Source organism: Mesorhizobium sp. B1-1-7 (genome assembly GCF_006442705.1).
GTDB lineage: Bacteria > Pseudomonadota > Alphaproteobacteria > Rhizobiales > Rhizobiaceae > Mesorhizobium > Mesorhizobium opportunistum.
Map to the genome: position 1 here is coordinate 1 of NZ_VFWQ01000005.1, position 26,129 is coordinate 26,129.

A 26,129-nucleotide genomic window follows, 5' to 3' on the forward strand; every position below is an offset into this window, starting at 1 on the left:
GGTGGCGGTGGCGGTGGCGAAGAGCAGACATCCTGCACCCGCGAATACGCCCCCGTCTGCGCCCGCCGGCATGGCGAGATGCGCAGCTTCCCCAATGCCTGCGAAGCCCGCGCCGCGGACTATCGTGTGGTTGGTGACGGGCCGTGCTGAAAACATAGGGCCGTGCTGAAAGCGTAGGCTTGCGCCCATGGATCGGGAGAGGGCGCAGGCTGCTCAGCGGCCGCCACGCGGCCGTATCTCTGCCCGCCGGCAATAGGCAATGAACTCGGCCGCGGGCATGGGCTTCGCAAACAACCAGCCTTGGCCATATTCGACGCCGCGTTCGACGAGGTAGTCGGCCTGCGCCTGGGTTTCGACGCCTTCGGCGACGATCGTCAGCTTCAGCGTCTTGGCCATGTCGATGATGTGCGGCGTCACCGAACTGGTGGCGGAATTCGTGCTGATCGTGTCGATGAACGCCTTATCGATCTTGAGGGCATCGAGCGGCAGGCCTTCGAGATGGGAGAGACTGGAGTAGCCGGTGCCGAAGTCGTCGATCGCCACCGCATGGCCAAGTTCGCGGGCACGGGCGAGCGCCGATCGAGCCGCCTCGATATCGACGAAGCCGCGCTCGGTCGCCTCGAGCCAGATTTGCTGCGGCTGGATCCCGGTGTGCTGCAGCGCTTTGGCGATAATTGGCAGAACCCGCTCCGTGCCGACATCCGCCGCGCTGAGATTGATGGCGATGTGAATGGAGCGGTCGGCAACCAGAAGGCTGTTCAGGTCGAACACGACGAGCGCGATCACCTGGTCGGCAATGGCGGTGATCAGGCCGCTCTCCTCGGCAAGCGGAATGAAAAGGTCGGGCCGGGCCAGGGAGCCGTCCGGCCGCTTCCAGCGCACCAGCGCTTCGGCGCCGACGCACCTGCCGGTCTTGAGGTCGACGATCGGCTGATAGTGCACGATGAACTCGCGCTTGCGCACGGCGATCTGCAACTCTCCCAGGGGTGAAAGCCGCCTTCGGGAGAACCAGACAACCATGCCGATGATGAAGGCGGCAATGAAGGCGCCGAGCGGAAGCAGCAAAAGCTGCTGCCGGCGCACGCTATCCAGAATCTGGCTTTCCGGTTCGGTGGCGAGGGCGATCCAGCCGGTGCCGCGCGCGGTGGCAAACAAAAGGCCGTCGTCGATGCCTTCCTCAGGACCGGCGACGATCTTTTCAACCCGTGCCGGGTCGGGGCCGTTCAGCGTGCCGAGCACGATGCCGGTTTTCGTCGTCAAAGCGAGCTGGACACCGGGATCAACGACGACGTCGGCAAAGCGCACCGGATCGACCAGGGCGTTGTGGTGCTTGAACTGCAGCGCCATCAGCGTATGGCCCACGCTCATCACCGGCTGCATGCGGGCGGTTACGGCGATGCCGTCACTGGTGATGAAGTCCGGCCTGGAACGCGCGACGCGGCCCTCGGTCGGTCCCCACGACGAGCATTTGAGCAGGCCATTTTCAAAATAGCCCATTTCCTCGATGGTGCGCGTGTTGATGGTAAGTTGCCGCATGCGGGCTATGTGCTCCGCCGAACAGGGGATGCCGCTGAACCGGTCGACCTGCCGCAACGCATCGTTCGCCTCATCGAGCGACATGTCAGCCCTGGCGATGGCCCGGCTGGCGAACTGGTGCAGCCGTTCGTATTCGTTTTCGACTGCCTGGGTCCATGAAAGGTGAAACATCGCCGCGATGGGCACGATGGCGCCGAGCAAGGCCAGCACCACCGCCGTCACGATGATGCGAGACCTGTCCATGTGCCTCCTGCCTTGGCCCACGATCGCGCCGGGCCGCCCACTGCCTCGGCCCCGATTGGCGGCCGCGTTCAGGCGGATCTTATGGCCTCGTCCTTACGTCAACTTTAATGGGGTCATGCAGCAAATGCTTCTCGTCTAGGCCGGATAGGTTCCATCGGCCGGCCCGGCATAAAGTTCGCTGCCGTTTTCATCGGAAATGCGCAGGCGATCGGGGATTTGCGGCATGGCCAGGCTGTGGAACAGCGCGGTGGCGCCCTGCAGCGCGGCGCGTAAGGTCGGCGCTTCCAGCGACACTCTGTCGAGCGTCGCTTCCTCGGCGTCACGCGACCGGTAGAACTCGATAACGAAGTTCAAGCAAGCCTCCGTGGCAAGCGTTGCATGGGCCTGTTGGGTCCGTCGCCTTAACAGAAGACGGAGAGGGGCACACGAGGCGCCCCCTTGTTTGTCAGCCCTTGGACTTCGGCTTCAGGCCGTTCTCCGCCTGCTTGACCGACGAGCCGAACGGGGAGGCGGGCTTGGCCACCACCTTGTCCTTCTTCGGCTTGCGCGTTTCGCGATTGCTTCGCTGCTGACCTTTGGCCATCTTGGCTGCTCCTCATGCGTGTTGGTTTGGCGTTTGGCGCGGTCTCAGACAATCGGATTGCTGGCAACAATCGGATTGTCGGCCGGTTCGAGATTGTCTTCCGTGGTGACCCGCTCATGGGTCTCGTGTTCGCTGCGGATGCGGTATTGCGGGGAACCGTCCTTGACCGGCAACCTGCTCTTGATTTCGAACAGGTCCGCGGTCTTGAGGAGAAGGCCGCCACGGCCTTTCATGCGCACGGTCTGGCCGACCGCAAAGAGATGCGAGGGGGTGTCGTTGCGCGGCCGCGCATTCTGCTGGAAACGGATCATGCTGCATTCTCCCGGTCGCGCTTCAGCGCTGTTTCGAGGTCCAGGTAATCGATGGCGACGAGCTGGCTGGTGGGCGGGTTCTTCACCGCCCTTGCCGGCAAATGGATGAAGGTGGCGACTCGGCGCCAGGCAAGCCGCGACATGCCCTCGACCAGCTCTTCGTCGTGTGTCGTACTCGCCAGCCGGCAATTGGCCCTCCAGCCCGCCGAGCACGAACGGTGCGGTGAAATGGGCGATGGAACGGGTGGTGCGGTCCGGCATTGTCCTGCCCTTGATAGTTTTACGCCTTGATATTTTTACGCCCTTGGGGGGCGCATGCGAAACGGCGATCCGGAAAGCAAAAAAGCGGGGACGAGCCCCGCTTTCCTATTTCCGGCAATCGCTGGAAATAAGCCGCTTTCGAGAGCTGCCAGTACATCCGTGGTCAGCGTTCATCGAATTCGGCCGGATCAGATTAGTTGCAAATTGGCGGCCGATTCGCGGCCCTTGGCGTCACGCTCCAACTCGAATTGCAGCTTCTGGCCTTCGGCGAGACCCGGGAAACCGGCGCGCTCCAATGCGCTGACATGGACGAAAACGTCCTTGCCGCCGTCGGCCGGCTGAATGAAGCCAAAGCCCTTCTGGCTATTGTAGAATTTCACGGTTCCGGTGTTCATGGATGTCTTTCAAGGATTGAGAAATCGTCGCACGGCCAATGTGCCGCGCGCCCGGTATCGATGATTTGGCATGAGATTGGCGGGTCGAGAACCTCTGACGCCGCGAGATGCCAATTCTGGCCCAAACGATGCCTGTTATATATAGATCGGCTGGGTGGCGTCTTCAAGATGATTCATGAAATCCGCCCGCCTTCGGTAAAAAATAGATCGCTATAAATACCAATATAATTCTGCTATGGTTGCAAAATATTTCAAAAAATTCTGACGGTGCACGGGGATATTTCCCGGGCTCATGTATTTTTATTTACTACGGAACGAGGACAAATCCATGATTTACACAAGAAGCTCAAGGGGAAAGACCGCGGCGGTCAATCCGATCATCAAGCCGACCGCCATACATGCCATTGCTGTCGGCCCCACCGGCCAGCCGATGATCGTCAAGTCGGCACGGCTGACCATCAGAAGCGATGAGGCGGCACGGCGAACGATCGCCGACACCGATGGCACCGTGAGGCGGGCCAGGCAGGTTGCCGAGACCAATCGCCTGATCTGATCGCCCTCACGACGGATAGGGCTGGGAACCAAGCAAAGCCTTGAACCTGCCGCGCCAATGGCTTAGATCGCGGCAGGCGGACAAACACGGCAGGTTTCCCATCAACAGAGATCAGAGAAGAGCGGCGGGTGCGGGAGCGAGGTCTGGCGCTGGGGGACAGCCGCCGCTGGGGCTCGACCAGTATGTGCAGCAGGCGCTGCAACTGCATCAGGCCGGGCGCCGTCAGGAAGCCGAGGCGATCTACCGGCAGGTGCTGGCGCGTCAGCCCAAGCACGCGGCCGCGGCGCATTTCCTGGGATTGCTGCTGCACCAGACCGGGCGCAGCGACGAAGGGCTGGATCTCATCGAACAATCGGTGCAGTTGCAGCCGACGAATCCCGACTTCCTCAACAATTTCGGCACGGTGATGCGCGATCTCGGCCGCCCTGCCGCGGCCATCGATTTCTTCCGTGGCGCGGTGGATCTGCGGCCGGACCAGCTCGCTGCGCGCGACAATCTCGGTTCGTCGCTGAAGCAGGTCGGCCAGTTCGATGAGGCCGAAGAGATCTATCGTGGCACGGTCGCACGCAACCCGTTTCATGTGCGCGCCCGCATCGGGCTTGCCGACACGCTGCAGGAGGCCGGGCGGCTGGACGAGGCGCTGGCGGTTTTCCAGGAGGCACTGACCATCCGCCCCAAGGATGCCGATCTGTTGCACGGGCTCGGCGTCGGGTTGATGGAAAAGGGCAAGCTCGACGAAGCGGCCGATCTGTTCCGGCAGGCGTTGGCGGTCAATCCCGGCATGGCCACGGCCTGGCTGATGCTGGCGCAGGTCAAGCGCCAGAAGGAGCGCGACGCCGAATTGGCCGGCATGGAAGCCCAGCATGCCAAGGCGCCGCAGGGCAGCCTGGCACGCATGCAGCTGTCCTTCGGACTCGGCAAGGCCAATGACGATCTGAAGGACTACGACAGAGCCTTCGACTATTTCGCCGAAGGCAATGCCATTCGCCGCAAGGGGATCGACTATGATCCCGTCAGGACGCGCGCGGAATTCGAGGCGATGAAGACGGTGTTCGATGCCGGCTTCTTCGAAAGGCACAAGCCGAGCCCGATCACCGATGACGCGCCGATCTTCATCGTCGGCATGCCGCGTTCGGGTACGACGCTGGTCGAGCAGATCATCGCCAGCCATCCGCAGGTCTATGGCGCGGGCGAGCTCAGCATCCTGAAGAAGGCGGTCGGCAAACAGTTCCCGGCAACGATGCCGGGCGGCTTCCCCTGGGGCGTGGCGGAAACGGACGACGCCGATTTCGCCGAGGCAGGCCGGGCCTATCTCGACATGCTGCACGCCCGGTTCCCGCATATGCGCCATGTCACCGACAAGATGCCGGGCAACTTCCTGCTCGTCGGCTTCATCCACATGATGATGCCGAAGGCCAGGATCATCCATTGCGCCCGCGATGCGGCGGCGACCTGCCTGTCGATCTACAAGGTGCATTTCCGCGGCGACAGCCATCGCTACGGCTATGATCTCGGCGAACTCGCCGACTTCCACAATCTCTACACCGACATCATGGCGCATTGGCACAGTGTGCTGCCGGGTGTCGTGCACGACGTGCGCTACGAGGATTTCGTCGCCGACCAGGAAGGGCAGAGCCGGGCGCTCATCGACCATCTCGGACTGCCATGGGACGATGCCGTGCTGTCGTTCCACCAGACGGACCGGCCTGTGCGCACCGCATCGGCCGCGCAAGTGCGCCAGCCGATGTACCAGGGCTCGGTCGACCTGTGGAAGCGCTATGGCGACAGGCTGAAGCCGCTGCTGGATAAGCTCGGCGGGTAACAGATTGGCAACAGGCGCTCAGTTGCGCCAGCTGCTCAAAGCTCCATGAACGGCTGGAAGCCGCCGAAGATCATGCGCTTGCCGTCGAACGGCATGGTCGACCAGTCGGATTGCAGGCGCGGATCGGCCATCACCTTGGCCATGACCGCATCGCGGCTCTGCCTGGATTCGTAAACGGCCCAGGAGAAGATGACGACCTCGTCGTCCTTGGCCTGGACGGCACGCGGGAACGAGGTCAGCTCGCCATAGGGCACGTCGTCGCCGATACATTCGACATAGGCCAGCGCGCCGTGTTCCATCCATATCGGGCCTGCGAGGTTGGCGAGCTTCTTGTAGTCGTCAAGTTTGGCCTTAGGCACGGCAAGCACGAAACCATCGACATAGGACATGGTGGAACTCCTCATTGGTGGGGTTCTTCCTTCTCCCCCTTGTGGGAGAAGGTGGATCGGCGCGCAGCGCCGAGACGGATGAGGGGGTGTTCCAGCTTGGCGCCAAGTTACCCCTCACCCGGATTGCCAACCGAATTGCGAAAGGCAATTCGGGGCAATCCGACCTCTCCCACAAGGGGAGAGGTGAAAGCTTCCGCCTTATTTCACCGGCGCATTCATGGCCCAAGCGATGCCGAACGGATCGTTGAGCTGACCCCAGCGGTCGCCCCAGAACATCACCTGCAGTGGCGTGACCACCTCACAGCCGGCATCGACGGCGCGCTGCCACCAGGTGTCGATATCGCCATCGCCGAGATGGAGCTGCAGAGTGTAGCCCTGCGCCTTCTGATGCGGATGGCCGTGTTCGGGATAGGCGTCGCAAAGCATCAGCGTCGAGCCGTTGATGTGGAGATGGATATGCATGGTGCGGCCCTGCTCGTCGGCTGGATAGGCAAAGACCTGCTCGGCGCCAAAGGCCGTCTTGTAGAATTCGGCAGCCTTGAAGGCGCCGTCCACCTGCAGATAGGGGGTCAATCCGCCGAGCACTTCTGCCCTGGGCTGAACGGGGGTCTGGTCGGTCATCTCTTGCTCCTCTTTGCGCTTGGCTTGGCTTTGCCAATCCAAGGACGCACGCGACGACGGCTATCCTACATGGCGGCGAAATTTTTTTCGCAGGCGGGGCCCGGACAGGCCGGGCAACCGGAGGGTTTGAACGACAGGCACATGGGCCGGTTCGTCGCGGTCATATGATCTTGGCCGAGAAGGTCGCCGCGCGACGGCTGTCTCGCGCATCCAGGATTTCCGGAAAGCCGATATCCTTGCGCAGTTCGGCCGGCAGCGAGAGCAGGATGCGTTCGCTGCGGTGGCGGGCACGCGCCGCCGCATATTGGGTTGCGATGCGACCGATGGATGAAAGGACGGACATGATGCATTCTCCCTGGGTTGACGCCGGCATCATCGTGCCGGCATCCCAAGGACGAGGCAGGTTCAGGCAATCCGACAGAGCTCTTGAATCTTTTTCGAGCAGCTTGAGACCGGCTGTTCTGGCGCTATTTACCTTAAGCAGCGGTCTCCAAACGTTCGATCGTTTCGAGATCGGCTTTCTTGGCCTCTCCCTCCATGGCAAGATCGTAACTCGCCTGCATGTTCATCCAGAACTGCGGCGTGGTTCCGAAAAACTTCGCAAGGCGCAGGGCGGTGTCGGGCGTTACCGGTGTCGTCTCTCCGGCCAGGCGCTCGATGCGTGTGCGTGGCACATGCAGCTTCTTGGCCAGCGTATACGGCTTCAAGCCAAGCGGGACGAGGTATTCCTCGCGAAGGATTTCTCCGGGATGGATAGGCGGGTTGATGTTCAGCATTTGACACCTGTCCTTCAATGGTAGTCGGTTATCTCGACGTCCTCGGCTTGTCCGTCCACCCAGCGAAAGCAGATGCGAAACTGATCGTTGATGCGGATCGAGTGCTGACCGGCACGGTTGCCTTTCAGGGACTCAAGCCGGTTGCCTGGGGGCGTCTTCAAGTCCGACAACTCGGTCGCGTTGTCGATCATGAACAGTTTCCGTTGGGCTGATCGGACAAGGTCCGATGGGAAGCCCTTTGGGGACTTGCCGTTCGAAACGGCCTCGCTGGTCTTGTCCTTGAACGAGCGTATCATTTGTCGAATCCAATGGACGTACCATCGCATGATACGTTTCGGGAGTCAACGGTACGTCTCATGGAATGATACGAACCTCCGACCTGCCGACGGCAGGCCGGAGTTCTGTTTCTCCGCTCAACCGGTGACTTCAGCCACCTCGCGGAAAAAGTCCTCCGGGTCTTCCACCTCGGTCAGCTTCCGCTTCTCGATCAGCCAGAAGCGGTTGCCGATGGCGCGGATGAAGGAGCGGTCGTGCGAGGCGAGCACGCAGCTTGCCTGGTGCTTGAGCAATTCCTCCTCCAGCGCTTCCTGGCCGTCGATGTCGAGATGGTTGGTCGGCTCGTCGAGCAAATAGAAGTTGGGGTTGGCGAGCCTGAGCGCCAGCATCATCAGCCGTGCCTTCTGGCCGCCGGACAACACGCCGATCTTCTTCTCCTGCATCTCGATAACCACGCCGGCGCCGGCAAGCAGCGAGCGGGCGCGTTGCTCGCCGACATCGTGGCGGCGAGAGACCATGGCCAGCGGCGTGTCGTCGCCGCTGATGCCCGACAGCGCCTGGTCGCTGTAGCCAAGCACCGTCGACGGCGTCACCTTCACATTCTGAACGGTGTCCGGCTCGAGGATGGCGTTGCGGATCAGGGTGACGAAGCGCGACTTGCCGACGCCATTGCGGCCGAGCAGCACGATGCGGTCCCCCTGGCAGATGTGACGCTTGCCGGTTTTGAACAGCAGCGTGCCGTCGGGCGTTTCAACCGCCGCGTCGTCGAGCGTGATCAGCACTTTGGCGTGCGTGCCGCGATTGGCGAGCTTGATCGCGCCGGCCGATCTCTCGCGATGCGCCGGATTCGCTGCTTCTTCCAGTCTTTCCGCCCGCTGGTTGAGCTGCTTGGTCTTGACCATCAAAAGATCGCTGCCCGAATTGATGCCGATGTTGTTGAGCTTGGCGGCCTGGCGGCGCAGTTGCTGCGCCACCTTCATGTCGCGTTGGAACTTGCGCTCGGTCGAGGCGTCGACCTCGTCGAGCGCCTGCCGGGCGCGGGAGTAGGGCAGCGCAAATACCGGCGACTGTTCCGGGCGCAGGAACAGGGTGCGGTTGGTGGTGGCGTCGAGAAAGGCGCGGTCATGGCTGGCGATGACGACAGGCACCTCGCGCGGCAGCGCGTTCATCCAGCTCTCCAACTGGCTGATGCGGGCGAGGTCGAGATGGTTGGTCGGCTCGTCGAGCAAGAGCATATCCGGATCGGTGACCCAGACGCGGGCGATCAGCGCCAGCCTCTGCCAGCCGCCGCTCAGCGCGCGCATTTCTCGCTCGCGCATTGCCTCCGGCACATCAAGCGAATCCAGCACCACATCGACGCGCCACATCTCGCTGTCGGCCTGCTCGGGCGGCAGGGCGTCGGCCACCACCTGATGGAAGGTGCGGCCGAGCAAGGCAGGGGCAACGGACTGTTCGACATGGCCGACGCGCAGGCCGCGCGTGCGGGTGATGTCGCCCGACGTCGGCTCGATCTCGCCGGTCAGGCATTTGAGCAAGGTCGACTTGCCGCGACCGTTGGCGGCGACGATGCCGAGCCGGTCGCCAGTGCCGATGGTGAGGTCGAGATTGGAAAACAGCGGCGCACTCATGGCGACGCCGAGGGATTTGAGGCTGATCAGGGCCATTATGATTTCTCTGGTCTTGCCGGTGTCCGGCTCAGTGCACTTTGACGGTGCGCTTGCTGGCCATCAGGCTCGGCATTGCAGCACCACGAAGGGCAGACCAAAAAATCGAAGCGGGAAAAACCCGGACCGTCCCTGGTCAGCCCTGCAAGCAAGCTCGCAGGGCAGAAATCGGGCCACGCTGACGATGGTGACGATGAAACGTGAACACGTGAGCCCTCCTTTCGAGACGTTCGAGTACAGAGCCCAAGGTTCTGTTCTCTTGTTAAAGCATGATCTTGCCCGAAAACCGGATTCCACTTTTCGGGATCATGCTAGAGGCGATTACACCAAAGGTTGGGCCGATGGCAAGACGGCCGCTTCCGTCTGGCGCGGGAACGGGTCCAGCACCAGTATGCAGCCGCCGATGATCGCCGTCGCGCCGAAGCCCTGGACGACGGTCAGCTGCTCGCCGAGCAGAAGCGTTCCGGCCAGCACAGCTATCGTGGTCACGGCGAATTCGACGCTGATCGTCCTGGTGGCGCCGATGCTGGCAACCAGCCGGAAATAGACGATGTAGGTCAGCGCGCTCATCACGCAGGCGAGAAAGGCGAGGTAGAGGAAGTCGACGGGGCGTGGCATGGCTGGCACCGGTACTGCCAGCAGCAGCGGCAGCGTCATCAGGCCGCCGAACAGAAAAGCGGCGCCGGTGAGCTCGAACGAGCCCGCCGCGCGCAGGTGGCGGTTGGCGTAGTTGCTGCCGAAGGCGGCGGAGAAGGAGCTGAACAGCGAGGCGGCGCAGCCGAACGCGAAGGGTGCCGTGATCGGGACGGCGGGAAAGCCGACCAGCACGGTGATGCCGGCGGCGCCGAGCAGCAGGCCGGCCAGTCCGCGAACAGTGATGCGTTCAAGCCCCCACAATTGGCCGAGGATCATCGAGAACAGCGGGATCGCGGCAACAAGGATCGCCGCCATCGCGGTGCCGATGCGTGGGGTGGCGTAGGACAGGCCGATCAGTTGCGCCGCGACCGTCGTCGCGCCAACCACGGCGAAGTGCTGCCAGCCGGCGCTGAAATCGAGCCGTCGCCGCGTCGCCGCCGCGAGCAGGAAAACCGTGATGCCGGCGATCAGCGCGCGCAAGGTGACCGCACCGACCCAGCCGAAGGCATGCACAACCTTGAGCAGGACAAGGAAGGACAGGCCCCAGGTGATGGCCAGGAAGATGTAGGCGGCGATATCCCTGGGTTTCATGGGTGGGCCGGCGGAATGTTGCGTGGAGAGGCGGAATTGCAGCCGTGCGTATCGTTTCCGCCGCTCGGCGGCAAGGAATGGCTCATGGTCCAGAGGTGGTTGCGGCTGGGCGAAGCGGGACGTTAGGAGCGGAGCGCTTTCCCTTCTCCCACTGTGGGAGAAGCGCAACCATTAGCTCAGACGACGTGGCTTGCGGGTGGATTTTTGCTCCAGGGAATACCAACGTCTCACTCCGCTGGAACACCCCTCAACCGTCTCGGCGCTGCGCGCCGATCCACCTTCTCCCACAGGGGGGGAAGGAAGCGGCAGCTACCGTCCCGGCCGACCTGTCTTGCCCGGCCGGCGCTTCTCTCGGCGGGCGTCGCCTGGATCCTCATACGAACCGATGCCGGCGCGCTGGCGAATGATTGGTTTGTCGTCGCGATCCTTCGCGCCCCCCTCGGCCCTGCCGGGCATCTCCCCCGGTTGGGGGGGGATTGGCTGCGGCTTGGCGGGCACTTTTCCTTCGACCGGCTTTTCCGTGCGCCGCACCGTCATCTCGTCGAGCGAGTTCTTCTTGAACAGCGGCTTGGTGGCTTCGCCTGGAATGCCGAAGTCGGAGCCGTGTGCCTCGGATGCTGACTGTTTCTTGAACAGCGAGCGCGACACGGCACCTGCCGGCGTCGGCATGTCTGTGCCCGGGCCCATGTCGTCGATCGAGGGTTTGGCAAACAGCGGCTTCTTCACCGGGACAGCGCCGTCGGCGCCCATCTCGTCGAGATCAGGCTTGCGGAAGAGGTTGGGCCGGGCAGCCTTGGCCGCCTCTTCGGCGGCACGCGCTTCTTCGAATTTGCGGAAACGCTCCTGTTCCTCCGCCGTACGATGTTTGGCCACGCCCTTGTTGTGCTTGCCCTTTTCGCGGCCCGAGGCGGGACTTTGGCCTTCCACCTCGCGCGCCAGCGGATCGTCGGAAATCGACAGTTCCATCTCGCGCAGCCGCTTGATCTCGTCGCGGATGCGGGCTGCCTTCTCGAAATCGAGGTTGGCGGCGGCGTCGCGCATCTGCTTGTCCATGGCGTCGAGATGGGCCTTGAGGTTGTTGCCCATCATGGCGCCGGCGCTGTCGGTGAACTGCGAGATGTCGGCGCGGACGTGGTCCTTCTCGTAGACCGAATCCAGAATGTCGGAGATGCGCGACTTGACCGATTCGGGCGTGATGCCGTTGGCCGCGTTCCATTCCATCTGCTTTTCGCGGCGGCGGTTGGTTTCGGCCATCGCCCTTTCCATCGAGCCGGTGACCTGGTCGGCGTAGAGAATGACCTTGCCGTCGACATTGCGGGCAGCGCGGCCGATGGTCTGGATCAGCGACGTCTCGGAGCGCAGGAACCCTTCCTTGTCGGCATCGAGGATGGCGACGAAGCCGCATTCGGGAATATCGAGGCCCTCGCGCAGAAGGTTGATGCCGACCAGCACGTCGAAGGCGCCGAGGCGCAAATCGCGCAGGATCTCGATGCGTTCCAGCGTATCGATGTCGGAGTGCATGTAGCGCACGCGGACGCCCTGCTCATGCAGGTATTCGGTCAGGTCCTCGGCCATGCGCTTGGTCAGCACGGTGACCAGCGTGCGGTAGCCGGCCTTGGTGGTCTCGCGGATCTCGCCGACGACATCGTCGACCTGGCTTTTGGCCGGGCGCACTTCGACCGGCGGGTCGATGAGGCCGGTCGGGCGGATGACCTGCTCGGCGAAGACGCCGCCGGCCTGCTCCATCTCCCAGCCGCCCGGCGTTGCCGAGACCGCGACGGACAGCGGGCGCATGGCGTCCCATTCCTCGAAACGCAGCGGCCGGTTGTCCATGCAGGACGGCAGGCGGAAGCCGTATTCGGCCAGCGTCGCCTTGCGCCTGAAGTCGCCCCGATACATGCCGCCGATCTGCGGAACGGTGACGTGGCTTTCGTCGATGAAGACCAGCGCATTGTCGGGAATGTATTCGAACAAGGTCGGCGGCGGATCGCCGGGCTGGCGGCCGGTGAGATAGCGCGAATAGTTCTCGATGCCGGCGCAGGAGCCGGTGGCTTCCAGCATTTCGAGGTCGAAGCGGCAGCGCTGTTCCAGCCGCTGCGCCTCCAGCAGGCGGCCGGCCCGCTCGAGTTCGACCAGACGCTGCTTGAGCTCTTCCTTGATCGACTTGATCGCCTGGTTCAGCGTCGGGCGCGGCGTCACATAGTGCGAATTGGCGTAGATCTTGACGCTTTTCAGTTCGCCGGTCTTCTGGCCGGTCAACGGGTCGAACTCGGTGATCTGCTCGATCTCGTCGCCGAACATCGAGATGCGCCAGGCGCGGTCTTCCAGGTGGGCCGGGAAGATCTCGATCGTGTCGCCACGCACACGGAACGAGCCGCGGACGAAGTTGATGTCCTGGCGCTTGTATTGCTGGGCGACGAGGTCGGCGAGCAGCGCGCGCTGGTCGAGCCGGTCGCCGATCTGCATCTGGAAGGTCATTGCCGTATAGGTCTCGACCGAGCCGATACCGTAGATGCAGGACACCGAGGCGACGATGATGACGTCGTCGCGCTCGAGCAGCGAGCGCGTCGCCGAATGGCGCATGCGGTCGATCTGCTCGTTGATCGAGGACTCCTTCTCGATGAAGGTGTCGGTGCGCGGGACGTAGGCTTCCGGCTGGTAATAGTCGTAGTAAGAGACGAAATACTCCACCGCGTTGTCGGGGAAGAATTTCTTGAACTCGGAATAGAGCTGCGCGGCAAGCGTCTTGTTCGGCGCCAGGATCAAAGCGGGGCGCTGCGTCTCCTCGATCACCTTGGCCATGGTGAAGGTCTTGCCAGAGCCGGTAACGCCGAGCAGCACCTGGGTGCGGTCGTTGTTGTCGATGCCTTCGACAAGGTCCTTGATGGCGGTCGGCTGGTCGCCGGCCGGCTCGAAGTCCGACACCATCTTGATGGCGATGCCGCCTTCGGATTTTTCCGGCCGGGCAGGGCGGTGCGGTGTCCACAGCACGCCGTCCTTGTGCAGCGGATTGCCGGATTCGATCAATGCGGAGAGGGCGGCCACCGTCGCGGTGACGCCGCTCGAGGTCATCGTCTCGGCCTCTTCCAGCGAGACGTCGAGGCCGGCGACGGGATTGAGGCCGGCGGCGGTGCGCTCGCGGGCGGTGGCCGCGCCGCCCATCGAGGTGCCGCGCGCCGTGCGTCCCGGGGCGGCGGAGCGTTCGGGAATCTTCTTCGACGGCTTCGGCGATTTGCCGCCGTCGCCCTTGCCGGCCTGACGCCCTTCTTTCTCCGCCTCCTGCTCGATCTGCTCGGCCCAGTCGGCGATCGAACCGGTCAGCGGCGTGCCCGACAGTTCGGGTTGCGGCATCTCGGCGAAGCCGCCTTTGTGCAGCGGTTCGGAGGCGTCGAGGAAATCGGTCAGCGGACTGCGCCGCTTGGGCGCGGCGCGGTCGTCATTCGCCGTCGGCGGCGTTTTCTTGTCGGGGGATCTGGCCATGTCCCGAATATGGGAGGTCTTGGCCAAAATGGAAAGAGTGGGATGGGGCGGGGCACGCCGCCAGACGCGGCTCCTGACAGAAGGCTGTCAGGAGGAGAAAGCCACGGCCCGTGGCTGTCTGACGCCGATCAGGCGCCGCTTCCGTTGGATGCTACCCGCGTCGCCGATCCGTTCAGGCGCGGCACGACGACCAGGCGCTTGATCTTGCCCTTCTTGTAGGCGGCGAGGAAGCGCGCATAGTCCTTGAAGGCAACGCAGCCGCTGGACTGTCCGTAGCGGCCGCGAAGCAGGTAGCTATGGGCCAGGAAGCCGTCGCGATTGTATTTGTTGCGGCCATCGACCGGGGTGAGGCGCAACGCCTCGACACCGTGGAAGCGCGACTCGCGCAGCGACAGATTGTAGGTGTTGGGCGGCGTCGGCCCACGGTTCTTCTGGTTGACATAGCGCGGCTGGTCCGTCATGGCGCCGACGCCCGAATGCGCTTCGAGCCTCTCGCCGTCCGGCATGTAAACCATGCCGGCGCTGATGTCATAGACGGCAACGCCGTGTCCGGCACCGCTTCCGGCGCTCGGCCCATTGAACAGGTTTCTGAACGCCTGGCCAAGGCCGCCCGAAGGCGTGTCCGGCTTGGCATAGGCCAGCACGTCGCCGCCTTGGCGGCCTTGCCTGGCCTGTTGGGCCGGCTTTGCCTGGGGCGCCGGCTTCTGCTGCGCGATCTTGGGCTGTGGAGCCGGCTTGTCCTGCTCCACGGCCTTGTCCTGTTCCACGACCTTGGGCTGCTGCGGCGCGTCATATTGCGGGCGACGGGTCGGCAGCGGCACGTCGTCGGTGAGCGCGTCCGGCAGTGAGGCGGCGTCGCCGGGCTGCGCCTTTTGGGTCTCGACAGGCGCGACCGCGACATCGGCCGAGGCGCCGGTCATCGGCAGCGGTGAGGCGAAGGCTTCGTCCTCGACCGGCATCGACTGAACGAGGGCGAGCGCCAGCTGCGCGTTGTCAGGCGTCTCCGGCTGGGCAAAACCCGTCGGGGCCGGCGCGGTCTGCACGACAACGGAGCCGGTGCCGGCTCGGGCGAAGCGTTCCGCCGCGGGCGGTGGAATGTCGTCCGACAGGCTGGCCACGACCTGGACGGACGGCACCAGCGACGCCTGGGTAATCTGGGCCCCGATGCTGGAAATCACCGGGCGTGCGTCGGCCGTGGCGACAGGCTTGCCGGTGCCGGCAAAGGCGGCCGCGAGCTTGGTCGGCGACAGCGATGCTTCCATGCGTTCGAAGCGCTCCTGCGCCTTCGACTTCAAGACAGCCGGCTTTGCCGATGCCACGAGGCGTGCGGATTTCTCCGCGTGGGGGCTCACCCTGGCCAGCTTGAAACAGCTGGCGCCGCATTGCACGGCATGATCATGCAGGGCCTGTGCGCCGCCATGGGCATTGGCCAGCACGAACGGCGCCGAGGATGTCAGGAAACGTTGTTTCAGCGGATCGGCCAGCGCCAGCGAGCCCGGCATGGACAGCGTCTGCGGCAGGCCGCCCGACGTCGCCGACAGCGAGGCGCCGACCGAACTGAGGCCGGCCATGGTGCCGATCAGCCAAAGGCCCACGGCAGCGCTGACGCCGGGCACGGCGACCCAGCGGACGATCCGTTCAGGGGTGAAGGATGAGGAACGTGGAGCGTCGCAGGCATTCTCGCCCTCCCAACGCGTGTCCCCGACAATGTTTCTACTCAAGAACGCCATGCCACCAATCTTGCTCCAATCGGCTCCCACGTCCGCGGCTGTGATAGCCGCGACGACCATTCTGTGAGTGATCCCAGGTGGTCCCCGACGCGTTTTCCGCGCCTGTCGTTAGTTGCCGATTGCTTCAAAATATGGACAAAGTTGGTTAACCAATCCCTCTCAAAACCAACAGAGAGACGTGGACTTTGTGCCGAAAAAGGCTTGTCCACGACCATGCACGCGGTATTGCAGCCCTTCCAATCCTGTTTTGCTGCCCGTTTTTGTCCGGCAAGTCAAGCAAAACAGCCCTCGCTAATTTGTGCGGGTGGCTGTTCGGCCGGTCATGCCACGATGGCGGGCGCTCGTTGCGTGGCGTCGGGAAGGCCTTGGGCACCGTCAAAAACTGTTGCCCGCCTGCCACAAATTCTTGGCCCGGACGACTGTCTCGCGACGGCCATTGACTCGGTTTGGGAGCCGGTGCACTCCGGTCAAGTGCTTGGTTTGGAGTGGCAAAGGCCACTTTGGAGGCTTTTCCATGAAGCGTCGGGACTTCTTGGCGCTGTCGGCGGGTGCTGCGGCGTTTTCCATTATTCCTGCCACCGTCAGGGCCAATGTACCGGTGCCCTACGACCGCAACGCCGAAGTGCCGTTCAAGGACAAAAAGTCGTTCATCGACTGGATGGTGGCCAATCGCGGCGAGGATCCGAAGTTCCTGGCCGAGCGGTTCGATCGCTTCCAGATCATGGTCTACAACAAGGACGTGCTGGACGACCGCAACAAGCGCGCCTTCCTCCTGACGCCTCGCGAAGAATTCGTGCTGCCCCAGAATCTGGGCCGCGCCTATGACCATGCCTTCCTCGACATCGGCTATGGCGTGACCATTTCGGGTCCGCATTTGGTCGGGCGCATGACGACATCCATAGACGTGCAGTTCGGCGAAGCCGTGCTCGAGGTCGGCACCGGCTCGGGCTACCAGTCGGCGTATCTCGCCAACCTCACCGACAAGGTGCACACGATAGAGATCATCAACCCGCTGGCGCAGCGCACCCGCCGCACCTACGACGCGCTGATCGAGCGCGGCTACAGCGAGTTCGGCTCCGTCACCAGCCGCAACGCCGACGGATATTATGGCTGGGAAAGCGTTGGCCCGTTCGACAAGATCATCGTCACCTGCGGCATCGACCACATCCCGCCATCGCTGCTGCAGCAGCTCAAGCCGAATGGCGTGATGGTCATTCCGGTCGGTCCGCCGGGCGCCCAGCACGTGCTCAAGGTGATCAAGCAGCAGCTTGCCGACAGCACCTTCAACATCGTCCGCTCGGACATCTACAATGGCAAGGTGGTACCGTTCGTGCCGTTCACGAAGCTCGAAGGCGACCAGATCGTCGGCACGCACAACGCCTGAGCATTGCCGCATCAAGGGACCTGAATGGCAGCCGTCATATCGAATTCCCGCCCGGCTCTTCCTTCCCTGAAGGCCGTTCCTCCGCTCGAGGCGCCTCGGCTCGCGCACTATCTCGCGGTCGGGCTGATAGCCGGAGCCATCATCGCATTGCAGATAGCGGTGATGCGGGTGTTCGCCGTCGGCAGCTGGTCGCATTTCGGCTCGCTGGTGGTCAGCCTCGCAATGCTCGGCTTCTCGCTGTCCAGCGTCGTCATCTTCGCCGGCAAGGGCTGGTTCGACCGCCACTGGCAAGGTGCGGCCACCGCCGCCCTGCTGCTGATCGGCCCGCTTGCCGTCGGCTCCAACCTCGTCGCCCAGACGGTGCCGTTCAACGCCATCTTCCTGGTCTCCGACCCCGAACAGAAATGGCGGCTGCTGGCCAATTTCCTGCTCTATCTCCTGCCCTTCCTGGCCGGTGCGTTCTTTCTCGGCATCGTCTTCCTGAAGAGCCGCACCGCCTTCGGCCGCGTCTATTTCGCCGACCTCACCGGTTCGGGTCTCGCCGGCCTCGTCGTGCTGGTGTCGATGTATCTGTTTTCGCCGGAAACCATCATCGTCGTGCCGCTGCTGTTGTGGGCCGCCGGTTCGCTGCTGTGGTTCGCCGCTTTCGGCGCCTGGAAGAGCGTCGTTGCCGGCGTGGTCGTGGCAGTGCTGTCGATATCGGGCTACCTGATGCTGCCCGGCCTGCTCGGCATACAAGACATCGCGGTGTCGCAATACAAGGGCGTCGCCTACGCCCGCAACTTCCCGGACGGCAAGCGCATCTACCGCAGCGTCTCGCCGTTCGGCGACCTGCAGGTCTATGCCAGCTCCTACATGCATTTCGCGCCGGGCCTGAGCGACAACGCAGCCTTCGGCATGCCCGAGGTGCCGGCCAACACCTATGTCGGCATGTATCGCGACGGCGACGGGCCGGAAGGCATCATGCGCAACCTGGCACCGGCGGAGCAGGTCTATTTCCGCTACCTGCCGATGCACTATCCCTATGTCATCAAGGACAAGCCGAAAACCTTCGTCGTGCAGTTCGGCGGCGGCATCTCCACGCAGGCCGCGCTCAATGCCGGCTCGAACTCGGTGACCGTCGCCGAGAGCAACCCGATGACGTTGCGGGCGTTCCGCGATCCGGTGCTCAGGGATGTCACCGGCGATATCCTGGCCGATCCGCGGCTCAAGGTGATCGACTATGACGGGCGCCTGTTCCTCGCCAACACCGCCGAGCGGTACGACGTCATCGACCTCAGCCTCGCCGACAGTGTCGGCCTGTCCAATCCAGGCGGTTTCGCCATCTCGGAGAAGTACGCCTACACGCACGAGGCGATGCTGAGCTACATGCACGCGCTGGCCGATGGCGGCGTGCTGTCGGTGACCTTGTGGAACAAGGAAGAGCCGCCGAAATCGGTGCTGAAGCTCTATGCTACCATCGCCGAAGCGGCCAGGACATTCGATCCGCAGGGCGCGGCCAACGACGTCTTCGCGGTGTCGAGCTATCTCTCGACGACGACGGTGCTGTTCAAGCGCGGCGGCTTCACCGAGACCGAAATCAAGACGTTGCGCGACTACACCAGGTCGATGTCCTGGGAGGAAGTCTATTATCCGGGCATGGTCTATGACGGCTCGGGCGCGCAAAAGGTGCTCGATGATTACCGCGCCTCGATCTTCGGCAGCGGACAGGACGCGACGCTGACGCAGCCCGCCGCCGATGCGACAGCACCCGCCGACCCGACGGCGCTTGCCAATCCCGACTGCGACCCGACGGCGCCTGCCGATCCGACGCTCGATGCCTGTGCGGGAGCCGGCGGCGATGCCGGTCCGCAGGTCCTGCCGGCGACGGAACTGCAGCGCATGACATGGCATGCGCTTTTGACCGGCGGCTGGGAAAAGCTCGCCGGCGATTATGTCTTCGACGCGCGTGCGCTCAGCAACGACCAGCCCTATTTCGCCGCCTATGTGAAGGTCGCCGACCTGCCGCGCACGCTGGACCGGCTCGACCTGTTCCAGGACGATTGGGGTTATCTCTTGATCTGGGCGACGCTCGGCATCGCCTGCCTCACGGCGGCGTCGCTGGTGCTTTTGCCGGTCATCTTCGGCTGGCGCATCGTGTTCTCGCGCTCGCGCGGCAAGCTCGGCACCATCCTCTATTTCGCCTGCCTCGGCCTCGGCTATATCATGGTCGAGGTTGGGCTGATCAGCCGCTTCACCGTCGCGCTCGCCAATCCGACGGTGTCGGCTTCGGTGCTGATCTCGTCGATGCTGGTGTTTTCCGGCCTGGGCAGCTTGTTTGCGGAGCGCATCTTCGACCGCGCCAGGACGCTGCTGCCGGTGGTTCTGCTGGCCGTCTGCGTGCTGCTGCTAGCCTACGGTTTCTATTTGTCACCGGTGCTCGACCGGATCGGCGCCTATCCCTATGCGGTGCGGCTGCTGCTCTGCTTCCTTTTGGTGTCGCCGCCGGCCTTCCTGATGGGCATGCCGATGGCCACCGCGATGACCTGGCTGGCGCGGCTCGGCAAGGAGCATCTGTTCGTGTGGGCGTGGGGCATCAATGGCTGTTTCTCGGTGATCGGCTCGGCCGCAGTGCCGATCGTCGCCACCAGTTTCGGTCTCAGCGCCGTGCTGCAATGGGCCGCGATCGCGTATCTCGTCGCCATCCCGGCGTTCTTTGCCGTGCTGTTGCCCTCGAAGGCGCCGGCTGTCCGGTTGGTGACGGCCTGATGGTCGACCGGCGCGCCGTCGTCGCCGCATTGCTGGCCACGGCGGCGTTTCCGATGGCAAGCCAGGGCGCGCGCTTGCACAAGGCGATATCCACCATCGTGCCGTTCAAGGCGTCACCCTTTCCCTATCGCGGAAAATTGCCCGACGGCTCGGGGCCGTTTCTGGACGTGACCGCCAACGGCAGGTTTGGCCACACCTCGCCGCGCGGCGGCATCTACTGGGAAGACGAGACCTATTCCGACCGCTCGACGCTGCTGGCCGTGCCGAAGGGGTTCGATCCGGCCAAATCGGCGGTGATCGTGGTGTTCTTCCACGGCAATGGCGCCACCTTGCAGCGCGACGTGGTCGGCCGCCAGCGGGTCGTCGCACAGGTTGAGGCGTCTGGCCTCAACGCCGTTGTGGTGGCGCCGCAATTCGCTAGCAACGCGCAGGACTCCAGCGCCGGCAATTTCTGGACGTCGGGCTATTTTGCTGGGTTCATGGCCGAGGCGGCGCAGGGGCTGGCCAAGCTGACCGGCGCCAAGGCGACGACATTCGAGGCCATGCCGGTGGTGCTGGTCGCCTATAGCGGCGGCTACAACCCGGCCGCCTTCGTGCTTGGGAACGGTGACATCAGCGGTCGCTTGCTCGGCGTCATCCTGCTCGACGCGGTGTTCGACGAGGCCGACATTTTCGCCAGTTGGATCACGCATCACCGCAAGAGTTTTTTCGTCAGCGCCTATGGCCGGTCCTCGGCCGCCGGCAATGCGGAGATCCGGCAGTTGCTGGCCAGCCAGGGCATCAACGCCAGTTCCGATCCGCCGCGCCGGCTCGAGGCTGGCGCCATCGCCTTCCTCGCCTCGGATGCCGCCCACGATACGTTCGTCACGCGGGCGTTCGTAAACGACCCGCTGCAGTGGTTGCTCGGCAGGCTGCACGGGTTCCCGCGTTAAGGCAGGCTCACGCGGGCAGGGCGCCATCGACACCGATGTCGGCGATACCAGCCAGTTCGGCGGCAACGGTGGCGGCACGGCGCGCCTTGGGACCATGCCGTGGCCAGACTAGCCGGCGCTTGATGGACAGCGCCGGCACGTCACGGGCGATCTCGACGAGATGGCCAGGCTCGAGATGGCGTCGCAACACCAGTTCGCTCGCCAGCAGCGCGCCCATGCCGGCGATCGCCGCTTGCGCCGCGACGATCGTCAACCCGAAACGCGGACCCTGGTCGATGGCTTTCGGCTGCCGGCCAGCAGCCGCGAACCAGTCACGCCAGGAGGGATAGACGTCGTCGCCCATCGTCGGGTCGATGTGCAGCAGCGGCATCCTGTCCAGCACCTCGGCCGCATCCGGCCTGACATGGCCGGGAACCAAGGTGGGCGCGCAGGCCGGGATCACCCGTTCGGTGAACAGGTCGAGCGATGCGAGGTCCGGTGCGGCACCCCGGCGATAGCTGATGGCGAGGTTGACGCCTTCCTCCTGCATGGCATCGTGCGCGACGGAGGCGACGATGCGGACATCCAGCCTGCCCAGTGTTGCCCGCACCTTGTTGAGCCGGGGTGCCAGCCAGAGCGAGGCGAAGGACGGATCGGCCGCGATGGTGAAGGTCTCGGCCCGCCGTTCGAAGCGCAGCCGCCGCATGCCGGAGGCGAGCGCGTCGAAGCCGCGGTCGATGTCGGGCAATGCGGCCTCGGCAGCGCGGGTCAGGGCAATGCCGTTGCCCTCGCGCCGGACCAGCTTGACGCCGAGCCGCTCTTCCAACTGCCGGATCTGGTGGCCGATGGCGCCGGGCGTCACGCCCAACTCCTCGGCGGCGCGCGTCAGGCTGCCGGCCCTGGCGGCGGCCAGCAGTGCGCGCAATCCGGAGAGTGGCAAGTCCCGCAACGTCGTCATGTTCTGAATTTATCTCAAAAGTTGGAGAAAGGAACTCGTTTGAAAGGCGGTTTTCCTTTGCCTAGGCTGGTCGAAGAAATTCAAACCACAGGGGACACCAGATGCTCGACACGCCAAAGCATGCAAGCCAGCCAGGACATGCCGGCTCTCAAGCGATGCCGATCCGGGCCATGCGAGCCGAGGGTGCGCGGATCGCCATCGAACTGGCGGATGGCCGCGCTGCAACGCTCTCGACGCGCTGGCTGCGGCTTGCCTGCGAATGCGAGCAATGTGGCGACACCGCTTCGGGCAAGAGGTGGCTGACGCCGGCCGATGTCGGCAAGGCCGTCCGTGCCGAGAGTTTCGATGTATCGAGCCCCGGGCAGGTCACCGCGATCTGGCAGGATGGGCATGTCTCGCGCTACGATGCGGCTTTGCTCGCCGGCCATGCCGGCGGTCCAGGCCCGGTTCGGTTCCAGCCGCAACTGTGGAACAGCGATCTTACTGCCCGGCTCGGCCGCTTCGCCTTCGACGCGGTGGTGGCGGACGACGAAGCGCTGTTCCAGTCGCTGCGGGCGCTGAGGGATCACGGCATCGCCATGCTGACCGGGGTTCCGGCCGAGACGGAGGCGACGGCGCGGGTCGCCGGCCGCTACGGGCCAATTCGGGAGACCAGCTACGGCAAGGTGTTCGATCTCATCTCGCGGCCGGATGCGCGGGTGGCGGGCGAGACGGCGCGGGCGCAGATCCCGCACACGGACGAGCCGTTCCGCTATGCACCGCCAGGCTTCATTTTCTTCCACGCCATCCGCACCGGTGCGGGCACCGGCGGCACGTCACTGATGGTCGACGGTTTTCATATCGCCGAACTGATGCGAAACAGGACGCCCGGCCTGTTCGAGCTGTTGACGCGGCATGGCGTCACCTTTCATCGCGAGCACGCCGGCGAGGTGTTCTTCAGCGCCGAGGCGCATGTCATCAGCCTCGACGCGGCAGGCGCGGTTACCGGCATCCGCTACAATGACCGCTGCCTGGCGCCGCAATGGGCGCCTGAAGACCGCATCGACGGCCTGATCGAGGCATTGGCCGAACTGACACGGCTGATCTGCGATCCACAAAACCAGTTCCAGCACCAGTTGCAGCCGGGCGAAGTGCTGGTCTTCGACAACCAGCGCGTCCTGCATGGCCGCAGCGCCTTCGATCCGGCCCTTGCCATGCGGCATCTCAGAAGCTGCAATATAGACCGCGACGGCGTGCACAGCGCATTTCGCTCGCTGGCCCGACGGTTCGCGCCGGAGGAGGCCGAGGCGGTGCTGTATCAGGGGGCAATTTTCTGAGAGCCACGGGACAGGATTTCCTCGCCTCCGCTTTGCGCTGCGGCATGCAGCTTGGCGCATGCATTGTCTTATGCTGCGCTGGTCGACCCCCACTCCGTCTCGGCTTCGCCGAGCCACCTGCGGGGCGAGCCACGGGTCTCGCCCGTCCTTCGGACCCCCCGATCGACGGGGTAGAGGAAGGCGCCAAGTTCTTTGCCGTTAACGCTCGTCCAGCAACGCTCCCTTCCTTTCCCTCCGGAGGGGGGAAAGGTGGCGCTGCGAAGCAGCGACGGATTTGGGGAACCACCTGGCAATCAAGCCTCGCGCCAATCGGTCCCGCCAGTCACAGAAGGTATGTGCATGGCATAGCCACTTTGCGGGGGGCGAGGAACCCAAGTTCCGTTAAGCCGTCAATTGAACCACAGCGCGAACGTCAAAAATCCACCGCCGCCGAACTGACGCTGGATCTGGTCGAAATCCTCGCTGGTCAGGATCTTGCCGGTCTCCAGGTAGGGAGCGATGCCTGGGCCGGTGATCGACAGCACGAGGTCGAAGGGCTTCGGCTCGTCGAAGAAGCGCTTCATGTTGATGCCCTTGCCGGTGATGCGGAAATGCGGCAGCAGCGCCCGGCCTTCGAGCAGGTCCTCGGCCATGGTCAAGGTGGCGAGCCATGCCTGCACCTGCTCCTCGCCGACTTCGAGACCGGTGAGCGGGTTCTCGCCCTTCTGCTGCGGGCCGGGCAGCCATTCGCGGTCATTGTCTTTCTCGGCGCGGATCGCCCTCCAGTCCTCGCGCGACAGGCGGATCATTTCGAGCAGCTCCTGGCGTGCGGCCTTGCGGCGCTCCGGCTCGACCACTGGCCAGTTGATCATATGCACCATCGAGATGAAATCGGCGATGCGCCATTCCGACGAGAAGATGCTCGAGCCCATCTCGCTGGGCGGGGGCACGAGAATATCCTGCAGCGGCAGCTTGGCGCGCGGGAACAGCATGTGGAAGGAGCCGTCGAAGGTGCCCTTGAAATCATGCGCCAGCCAGAAATCGGCCTGCGCCATCAGGAACTCGGCATAGCCCTGGAGCCAGTAACCGTCGGCGCGGTCGAAGCGGAAGGTCAGCGTGGGTGCGGCGTCGCCCTGCTGGATGCTGCCGTGCGACAGCGCGGCCATGATGGCCACCATGCTTTCATCAGGCGCGATCGTGCCGTCCTCGTTGAGGTCGATGCCGACATGGGTGAGGTCGATGACCATGCCGATATCGGCATCGGCGGGGACCGAGCCCAATGTCGTGGCCGATTTTTCCAGACGGTCGCGGAAGGCGACCAGTATGGCGCGGAACTCTTCATAGGTCAGTGGCTCAGGGTTGGGATTGGGCGGCACCGGCAGTTGCATCAGCGGCAGCATGAAGGATTGCGGGCTTTCGAAGCCATGGCGGTGCAGGCCGCTGGCCAGGAGTTCCAACGCCGTGAAGAACTCGCCGGCGCCGGCTGCATAGGCCGATGCCGGGTCCTTCGGCGCGGCGGCCTCCAGCGTCGACAATGTGCCATCGCGCGCGGCCACGGTCTTGGCCTCGAACAGCGCGGTTGCCGCTTCGGGCATGGCGGCGCCGGCCGAAGACAAGCTGGCGAAGGATAGGGGGAGAAGCACCATGAAGGCGGCTGCCAGCAGGCTTGCTATTCGTGTCATTTTTTCCCTCCCATGTAGCGTTGCGGGCGACCATACACGAATGTCGGCCTCTGCGCTTCAACCTGTCCGGCGGACGGTCTACACAGGGCAAACGATTGGGCTTTGCGTGTCGAACTATCCGCTCTCCTACAAGCTGTCCTGGCTGCCGCGTTTCCTGAAGCCGTCGCTCGGCGGCGATGCCGGCGGGTTTGCGCCTGCGGCTGCAACGTTGGTGGACCCGCCACCGAAGCGGACTGTGCGGCTGGCCTTCATCGGCGATATCTCGGCAGTGGCCAATCGCAGCGCGCCGGACTGCGACCCGGCGATCAAGGCGCTGCTAGGTGCCGCCGATCTGGTGATCGGCAATTGCGAAAGCCCTGTCGTGGACAGGCCCAGTGCCGTTCTGGGCACCAAGCTCGGCACGCATCATGCGATGAGCGAGCGATTTCTGGCCGAGGCGCTGTCTTCGGTCGGTATCGCCCGCGAAAAACTGGTGCTGTCGCTGGCAAACAATCATGTGCTTGACCAGGGCGTCTCCGGCTTCGACGATACGGTGGCGGCGCTGAAGCGGCTCGGTATCCGCACCATCGGCCTGGCGGCCAATGGCCCGGTGCAGCCTGTCGAAGCCGGACCGCTGACCGTCGGCCTTGCCGCCTTCACGCTGTGGCGCAATGCGGGCGAAGACCTGTTCGCCGGCCGCGTGTCGATGGGCAGCGACCCGACAGGCTGGCTGCGTGACGGCTGCGATCTTCTTTGCGCCGTGCCGCATTGGGACTGGGAGTTCCGCCACTTTCCACGCGCCGAAACGCGAGCGCTGGCCAAGCGCCTGGCCGGGCAAGGCGTCGGCCTGATCGCAGGCCATCACGCTCATGTCGTGCAGCCGGTGGAACGGATCGGGAAGACGGTCGTCGCTTATGGGCTTGGCGATTTCCTCGGCACCGCCCTTGTCCACCAGCCATGGCCGGGGCGCATTGGCGGGATTTTCGTCGTCGATGTCGGTGCCGATGCCGGGACGCGTGGGATGGTTGCGGCCTACCGGCTGCATCCCTTTGTGCGGCTGCGGAGCGGAGATCATGAGCGGCTGGTGCCGGTGGAGGGGTTGGAGGGGGCGATGAGGGAAAGGGTCGAACGGCGGCTGGGCGTGATCTTCCCTTCTCCCCTTGTGGGAGAAGGTGGCCGCGAAGCGGCCGGATGAGGGGTGCTCCAGGGAACGCCAGCGTCTCACTCCGCTGGGGCACCCCTCATCCGTCTCGGCGCTGTCGCGCCGATCCACCTTCTCCCGCAAGGGGAGAAGGGAAGATCGCG

Annotated in this window: 23 protein-coding genes and 2 pseudogenes; 8 read left to right on the forward strand and 17 right to left on the reverse strand. The window is 64.2% G+C overall.

Annotation, left to right across the window (positions count from 1 at the left end; genetic code table 11):
* Nucleotides 1–150: pseudogene (locus FJ978_RS33120) on the forward strand (peptidase); the annotation flags it as partial.
* Nucleotides 151–213: 63 nt separating this feature from the next.
* Here the strand turns inward: FJ978_RS33120 and FJ978_RS09240 are convergent.
* The 6 genes and pseudogenes from FJ978_RS09240 to FJ978_RS09260 all read right to left on the reverse strand — a co-directional run bounded on the left by FJ978_RS09240 (nt 214) and on the right by FJ978_RS09260 (nt 3,329).
* Nucleotides 214–1,779, reverse strand: a complete 1,566-nt coding sequence (locus FJ978_RS09240) for an EAL domain-containing protein (RefSeq protein WP_140571900.1) — start codon at nt 1,777–1,779, stop codon at nt 214–216.
* A gap of 135 nt (nt 1,780–1,914) precedes the next feature.
* A complete protein-coding gene (locus FJ978_RS09245) occupies nt 1,915–2,133 on the reverse strand; it encodes a hypothetical protein (protein ID WP_023768805.1) in 219 nt (72 codons plus the stop codon).
* Nucleotides 2,134–2,224: 91 nt separating this feature from the next.
* Nucleotides 2,225–2,362 carry a hypothetical protein gene (locus tag FJ978_RS32755; protein ID WP_013893513.1) on the reverse strand — a complete coding sequence of 46 codons (138 nt, stop codon included), beginning with the start codon at nt 2,360–2,362 and terminating at the stop codon, nt 2,225–2,227.
* Between the two features lie 44 nt (nt 2,363–2,406).
* Entirely contained in the window at nt 2,407–2,673 is a 267-nt protein-coding gene (locus FJ978_RS09250; RefSeq protein WP_140571902.1) for a hypothetical protein, read from the reverse strand.
* Nucleotides 2,670–2,934, reverse strand: a pseudogene (locus tag FJ978_RS09255) (hypothetical protein). Before FJ978_RS09255 ends, FJ978_RS09250 begins: the two are co-directional and overlap by 4 nt.
* Before the next feature lie 188 nt (nt 2,935–3,122).
* The gene (locus FJ978_RS09260) at nt 3,123–3,329 is read right to left on the reverse strand and encodes a cold-shock protein (protein ID WP_140571904.1); all 207 of its coding nucleotides are present in this window, start codon (nt 3,327–3,329) and stop codon (nt 3,123–3,125) included.
* 328 nt (nt 3,330–3,657) lie between these two features.
* On the opposite strand from FJ978_RS09260, the gene FJ978_RS09265 reads away from it, so the two are divergent.
* Nucleotides 3,658–3,882 (forward strand): hypothetical protein, encoded by a 225-nt coding sequence (locus tag FJ978_RS09265; protein WP_140571906.1) that lies wholly within the window; start codon nt 3,658–3,660, stop codon nt 3,880–3,882.
* A gap of 184 nt (nt 3,883–4,066) precedes the next feature.
* The gene (locus FJ978_RS09270; RefSeq protein ID WP_140571908.1) at nt 4,067–5,704 is read left to right on the forward strand and encodes a tetratricopeptide repeat-containing sulfotransferase family protein; all 1,638 of its coding nucleotides are present in this window, start codon (nt 4,067–4,069) and stop codon (nt 5,702–5,704) included.
* A 35-nt stretch (nt 5,705–5,739) separates the two neighbouring features.
* On the opposite strand, the gene FJ978_RS09275 is transcribed toward FJ978_RS09270, so the two are convergent.
* From FJ978_RS09275 to FJ978_RS09315, 9 genes are all read right to left on the reverse strand, one after another.
* Complete coding sequence (locus tag FJ978_RS09275) at nt 5,740–6,093, reverse strand: DUF1428 domain-containing protein (protein WP_013893519.1); 354 nt, start codon at nt 6,091–6,093, stop codon at nt 5,740–5,742.
* A 198-nt stretch (nt 6,094–6,291) separates the two neighbouring features.
* A complete protein-coding gene (locus FJ978_RS09280; RefSeq protein ID WP_140571910.1) occupies nt 6,292–6,714 on the reverse strand; it encodes a glyoxalase/bleomycin resistance/extradiol dioxygenase family protein in 423 nt (140 codons plus the stop codon).
* A 160-nt stretch (nt 6,715–6,874) separates the two neighbouring features.
* Nucleotides 6,875–7,057, reverse strand: coding sequence for a hypothetical protein (locus tag FJ978_RS09285; RefSeq protein WP_140571912.1), 183 nt, complete (start codon nt 7,055–7,057; stop codon nt 6,875–6,877).
* A gap of 133 nt (nt 7,058–7,190) precedes the next feature.
* Nucleotides 7,191–7,490 (reverse strand): HigA family addiction module antitoxin, encoded by a 300-nt coding sequence (locus FJ978_RS09290; protein ID WP_140571914.1) that lies wholly within the window; start codon nt 7,488–7,490, stop codon nt 7,191–7,193.
* Nucleotides 7,491–7,504: 14 nt separating this feature from the next.
* Nucleotides 7,505–7,786 (reverse strand): type II toxin-antitoxin system RelE/ParE family toxin, encoded by a 282-nt coding sequence (locus tag FJ978_RS09295; RefSeq protein ID WP_023768796.1) that lies wholly within the window; start codon nt 7,784–7,786, stop codon nt 7,505–7,507.
* A 117-nt stretch (nt 7,787–7,903) separates the two neighbouring features.
* On the reverse strand, nt 7,904–9,430 hold the full coding sequence (locus tag FJ978_RS09300) for an ABC-F family ATP-binding cassette domain-containing protein (protein ID WP_140571916.1): 1,527 nt from the start codon (nt 9,428–9,430) through the stop codon (nt 7,904–7,906).
* A 321-nt stretch (nt 9,431–9,751) separates the two neighbouring features.
* Nucleotides 9,752–10,657, reverse strand: a complete 906-nt coding sequence (locus FJ978_RS09305) for a DMT family transporter (RefSeq protein WP_140571918.1) — start codon at nt 10,655–10,657, stop codon at nt 9,752–9,754.
* Between the two features lie 309 nt (nt 10,658–10,966).
* On the reverse strand, nt 10,967–14,137 hold the full coding sequence (gene uvrB / locus FJ978_RS09310) for an excinuclease ABC subunit UvrB (protein ID WP_140571920.1): 3,171 nt from the start codon (nt 14,135–14,137) through the stop codon (nt 10,967–10,969).
* A 128-nt stretch (nt 14,138–14,265) separates the two neighbouring features.
* Nucleotides 14,266–15,867: a DUF2778 domain-containing protein gene (locus FJ978_RS09315; protein WP_140571922.1), complete on the reverse strand. Its 1,602-nt coding sequence runs from the start codon at nt 15,865–15,867 to the stop codon at nt 14,266–14,268.
* 514 nt (nt 15,868–16,381) lie between these two features.
* Here FJ978_RS09315 and FJ978_RS09320 point away from each other — a divergent pair.
* From FJ978_RS09320 to FJ978_RS09330, 3 genes are read left to right on the forward strand one after another with little or no spacing between them, the layout of a single operon-like run.
* Nucleotides 16,382–17,251, forward strand: coding sequence for a protein-L-isoaspartate O-methyltransferase (locus tag FJ978_RS09320; protein ID WP_140571924.1), 870 nt, complete (start codon nt 16,382–16,384; stop codon nt 17,249–17,251).
* 24 nt (nt 17,252–17,275) lie between these two features.
* The gene (locus tag FJ978_RS09325; protein WP_140571926.1) at nt 17,276–19,999 is read left to right on the forward strand and encodes a hypothetical protein; all 2,724 of its coding nucleotides are present in this window, start codon (nt 17,276–17,278) and stop codon (nt 19,997–19,999) included.
* Nucleotides 19,999–20,931 (forward strand): hypothetical protein, encoded by a 933-nt coding sequence (locus FJ978_RS09330; protein ID WP_140571928.1) that lies wholly within the window; start codon nt 19,999–20,001, stop codon nt 20,929–20,931. Before FJ978_RS09325 ends, FJ978_RS09330 begins: the two co-directional genes overlap by 1 nt.
* Nucleotides 20,932–20,938: 7 nt before the next feature.
* On the opposite strand, the gene FJ978_RS09335 is transcribed toward FJ978_RS09330, so the two are convergent.
* Nucleotides 20,939–21,868: a LysR substrate-binding domain-containing protein gene (locus FJ978_RS09335; RefSeq protein ID WP_140571930.1), complete on the reverse strand. Its 930-nt coding sequence runs from the start codon at nt 21,866–21,868 to the stop codon at nt 20,939–20,941.
* Nucleotides 21,869–21,969: 101 nt separating this feature from the next.
* Between FJ978_RS09335 and FJ978_RS09340 the strand changes: the two genes are divergently transcribed.
* Nucleotides 21,970–23,184, forward strand: coding sequence for a TauD/TfdA family dioxygenase (locus FJ978_RS09340; protein WP_140571932.1), 1,215 nt, complete (start codon nt 21,970–21,972; stop codon nt 23,182–23,184).
* 389 nt (nt 23,185–23,573) lie between these two features.
* Here the strand turns inward: FJ978_RS09340 and FJ978_RS09345 are convergent, their stop codons facing one another.
* Nucleotides 23,574–24,845, reverse strand: a complete 1,272-nt coding sequence (locus tag FJ978_RS09345) for a hypothetical protein (RefSeq protein ID WP_140571934.1) — start codon at nt 24,843–24,845, stop codon at nt 23,574–23,576.
* A 106-nt stretch (nt 24,846–24,951) separates the two neighbouring features.
* On the opposite strand from FJ978_RS09345, the gene FJ978_RS09350 reads away from it, so the two are divergent.
* A complete protein-coding gene (locus FJ978_RS09350; protein WP_140571936.1) occupies nt 24,952–26,019 on the forward strand; it encodes a CapA family protein in 1,068 nt (355 codons plus the stop codon).
* Nucleotides 26,020–26,129 lie beyond the last annotated feature (110 nt).